The 4,027-nt window shown below is 68.5% G+C and carries 3 protein-coding genes; all 3 read left to right on the top strand.

Features of this window, described 5'->3' with window-relative positions; all coding sequences use genetic code 11:
- A partial coding sequence (locus tag KME77_RS14945; RefSeq protein ID WP_219467288.1) for a C40 family peptidase occupies positions 1 to 1,250 on the top strand: 1,250 nt, incomplete at its 5' end.
- A gap of 65 nt (positions 1,251 to 1,315) precedes the next feature.
- Positions 1,316 to 1,840, top strand: a complete 525-nt coding sequence (abmR, locus tag KME77_RS14940; protein ID WP_219467286.1) for an ATP-binding transcription factor AbmR — start codon at positions 1,316 to 1,318, stop codon at positions 1,838 to 1,840.
- A 253-nt stretch (positions 1,841 to 2,093) separates the two neighbouring features.
- On the top strand, positions 2,094 to 3,887 hold the full coding sequence (locus KME77_RS14935; RefSeq protein WP_219467284.1) for a phosphoenolpyruvate carboxykinase (GTP): 1,794 nt from the start codon (positions 2,094 to 2,096) through the stop codon (positions 3,885 to 3,887).
- The last annotated feature ends 140 nt before the right edge of the window (positions 3,888 to 4,027 follow it).

Genomic DNA, 4,027 nt, shown 5'->3' with positions numbered 1-4,027 from the left:
CGAACCGCCGGGCCCACGCTGGCCCGGCGGATTTTTCGCGTTCCTCCGGCATACGGCAGGACCTGAGCTTCCTGGTCCGGTCCCGTAAGCGGCGTGACCACCACAAACTGGTGCCGTTCATCGTGGTCACGCTCGTCGCGGTGCTCACGGCCGACCTGCTGCTGCTCGCCCAGAGCGGCGAGCGGCCGGCGGCCTCCTTACGGCACCGGCCCTCGGCCAGCCTGGCGCCCACGCCGGAGCAGAGCCTGGTGGCCGACGACCACAGGACCGTCCAGCCGGTGCAGCCGCTGGGCAGGCTGCACAAGCCGAACCTGTTCGTGGTCACCCGCAAGCCGTTCACCAACTCGCTGCTGCGCAAGGTCGGCGGCATCCGCGGGGTGACGGCGCTGGAGCTGGCCGACGCGGCCTCGATCATGCTCGACGGCAAGCGGGTGCAGACGCTCGCGGTCAACCCCTCGACGTTCCGCGCCTACACCCCCAAGGTGACGGCCGCCTCCGACGCGCTGTGGAAGAACGTGGCCGACGGCGACGTGGCGGTCTCGTTCGTGCTCGGCAACGACGGCGGGCTCAGCCTGCACCGCCGGGTCAACGGGCCCAACGGCTCGCTGCGCATCGGGGCCTACGCCACGACCGGGTTCGGCGCGGTGGACGCCGTGGTGTCGCGGGAGGTCGGCCGCAGGCTCGGGCTGCCGCAGGACAACGCGCTGATCGTGAGCGCGCCCGCCACCCGCTCCGACAAGCTGCGCAGGGCGCTGCTCAAGGTGCTGCCCAAGGGCACGCAGGTCGCCATGGTCAACCCGGTGCTGCCGCCCGCGCAGACGCAGGTGCGCACCTGGGCGGCCGGTTCGTTCATGAGCGGTGAGCAGATCACGGTCGCGCTCAAGGCCGCCGCCTCCAAGCTCGGCAGGCCGTACGTGTGGGGCGCCGAGGGGCCGGACACCTTCGACTGCTCGGGCCTGGTCCAGTGGGCCTTCGCCCAGGCCGGGGTGCGGATGCCGCGGGTGACGCACCAGCAGTGGCTGACCGGGCCGCAGGTGCCGCTGGCGCAGATCCAGCCCGGCGACCTGCTGTTCTGGCGGTCCGACCCCACCAACCCGGCCTACATCTCCCATGTCGCCATCTACTGGGGCAAGGGGACGATGCTTCAGGCGCCCCGTACGGGGGACGTGGTGAAGTTCTCCCCGGTCAACACCCGCAACCTGGCCGGCATCGTCCGCGTCAGCCCGGTCGTCGCCGGCCGCGTTCGCTGACAGCTCACGCACCGCCCTCCTCCTCAGTGCGTGCTTTTTCGATGCAACTATGTAATTCTGATTACATGGCAAACGATGAGACGACGGCGCAGATCAAGAGCTGGTTCACCGGACGCCTCCCCGAGGGCTGGTTCGCCGGGGCGCCGGAGATCGTCAGGGACCGCGAGGAGATCGCGATCCTCGGCACCATCCCCGAGCCGACCGTCGAGACCGACTCCGACGCCGAGAAGACGGCCCTGATCGAAGGACTGATCGGACGGTTCAGGGAGGAGACGCGCGAACGGCGCATCGAGATCGCCAAGGAGGCCGAGCGGCGCTTCCGGCAGAAGGTGTCCTGGGGCGTCGTCTGCGGCGAGACGACTGTGATGTTCACCACTCTTTCGGTGCCCGTCATGACACGCCTGCGACAGCAGGAACGGCAGGTGCTCGACACGCTCGTCGCGGCCGGCGTGGCCCGCAGCCGCAGCGACGCCCTGGCCTGGTGCGTACGCCTCGTCGGCAAGAACACCGACACCTGGCTGTCCGAACTTCGGGACGCGTTGCAACACGTCGACCGAGTTCGCTCCTCCGGGCCGGACGTCAATTCATGAGAGTGCGCAGGAGAAACTCTCCGGCGAATGGACTAAACCTCTGAAGAAATTGGTTTAGACCAACTCTTGTGGTCTGGACCACTGGCGGAAAGCTTTCTTTTGAAATCGTTCCGCCGGGGTAGGCTCCCTCAATCATCGAGGCCCCAGCCTGCGGCGACACCCGATTCCTGGCACAGGTCTACGCCAATTGGATTTTCGGCCGCGTCGTCGTCAATGATGTTTGGGCCCCTGTAGAGTTGGAGGAGCCGAAGTCGTGTCCGTTACCGTGGAAGTACCCGCACCGACGAGCAATGCCGAATTGGTCGCATGGGTGAACCAGATCGCAGCGCTGACCCAGCCCGACCGGATCGAGTGGTGCGACGGCTCGGAGGAGGAGTGGACGCGCCTGACCAATCTCCTGGTCGAGCAGGGCACGTTCACGCGTCTGGCCAAGCGCCCCAACAGCTTCTACGCCAAGTCCGACCCGAGTGACGTGGCACGCGTCGAGGACCGCACGTTCATCTGCTCCGAGCGCGAGCAGGACGCCGGGCCGACCAACAACTGGATCGCGCCCGCCGAGATGCGCGAGACGTTCGGCGAGCTGTTCGAGGGCTGCATGCGCGGGCGGACCATGTACGTGGTGCCGTTCTGCATGGGGCCGCTCGGCGGCGAGATCTCGCAGCTCGGCGTGGAGATCACCGACTCGCCGTACGTGGCCGTGTCGATGAAGGTCATGACCCGGATGGGGGATCGCGCGCTGCGGCTCATCGAGGAGCGCGGCGAGTTCGTCAAGTGCGTGCACTCCGTCGGCGCGCCGCTCGGCCCGGGCCAGGAGGACGTGCCCTGGCCGTGCAACTCCACCAAGTACATCAGCCACTTCCCCGAGACCCGCGAGATCTGGTCGTACGGCTCCGGCTACGGCGGCAACGCGCTGCTCGGCAAGAAGTGCTACGCCCTGCGCATCGCCAGCACCATGGCGCGCGACGAGGGCTGGCTGGCCGAGCACATGCTCATCCTCAAGCTCACCCCGCCCTCCGGCGAGACCCGCTACATCGCCGCCGCCTTCCCCAGCGCCTGCGGCAAGACGAACCTCGCCATGCTCCAGCCCACCATCCCCGGCTGGAAGGTCGAGACCGTCGGCGACGACATCGCGTGGATGCGGTTCGGCGACGACGGCCGCCTGTACGCCATCAACCCCGAGGCGGGCTTCTTCGGCGTCGCGCCCGGCACCGGTGAGGTCACCAACGCCAACGCGGTCAAGACGCTCTGGGGCAACAGCATCTTCACCAACGTCGCGCTGACCGACGACGGCGACGTGTGGTGGGAGGGGCTCACCGACGAGCCGCCCGCGCACCTGACGGACTGGAAGGGCCGCTCCTGGACGCCGGGATCCAGCGACCCCGCCGCCCACCCGAACGCGCGCTTCACCACACCCGCCTCACAGTGCCCGACCATCGCCCCCGAATGGCAGGACCCCAAGGGCGTGCCCATCTCCGCGATCCTCTTCGGCGGGCGCCGCGCCACCGCGGTGCCGCTCGTCACGGAGTCGCTGAGCTGGGAGCACGGCGTCTTCCTCGGAGCCAACGTCGCCTCCGAGAAGACCGCCGCCGCCGAGGGCAAGGTCGGCGAGCTGCGTCACGACCCGTTCGCGATGCTGCCGTTCTGCGGCTACAACATGGGCGACTACTTCGGCCACTGGCTGGACGTCGGCCGCCGCGAGGGCGCCGAGCTGCCGCGCATCTACTACGTGAACTGGTTCCGCAAGAACGCCGACGGCAAGTTCGTCTGGCCCGGCTTCGGCGAGAACAGCCGCGTGCTCAAGTGGATCGTCGACCGCCTCAACGGTGAGGCCAGGGCGGTGCCCACGCCGATCGGCCTGCTGCCGGACCGGCTCGACGTCGAGGGCCTCGACATCTCCGACGAGGACCTCCGTACGCTGCTGACTGTCGACCGCGAGGTGTGGCGGGAGGAGGCCGCGCTGATCCCCGGCCACTTCGACAAGTTCGGCCCGCAGCTGCCCAAGGAGCTGTGGGAGCAGTACAACGACCTGCTCGACCGGCTCGCCTGACCTTCACGGGGGACTGGCACCCCCTGCGCACGGGCACGAGCTTCGCAGGCCGTGATCCCGGAACGGCGCCGTCGTCCTCACGGACGCGTCCGGATATTTCGTTGACGAGAATCGGGCGTGTCTACGCAGTAACGTGCGGT

This window comes from Nonomuraea rhizosphaerae (assembly GCF_019396405.1).
GTDB classification, from domain to species: Bacteria; Actinomycetota; Actinomycetes; order Streptosporangiales; family Streptosporangiaceae; genus Nonomuraea; species Nonomuraea rhizosphaerae.
The sequence above is the reverse complement of the archived record's forward strand: the minus strand, read 5'-3'. Positions and strand labels throughout refer to the sequence as shown.

Coding starts and splice junctions, on each gene's coding strand:
- abmR (WP_219467286.1), top strand. CDS start 1,316: ATGGCAAACGATGAGACGACGGCGCAGATCAAGAGCTGGTTCACCGGA.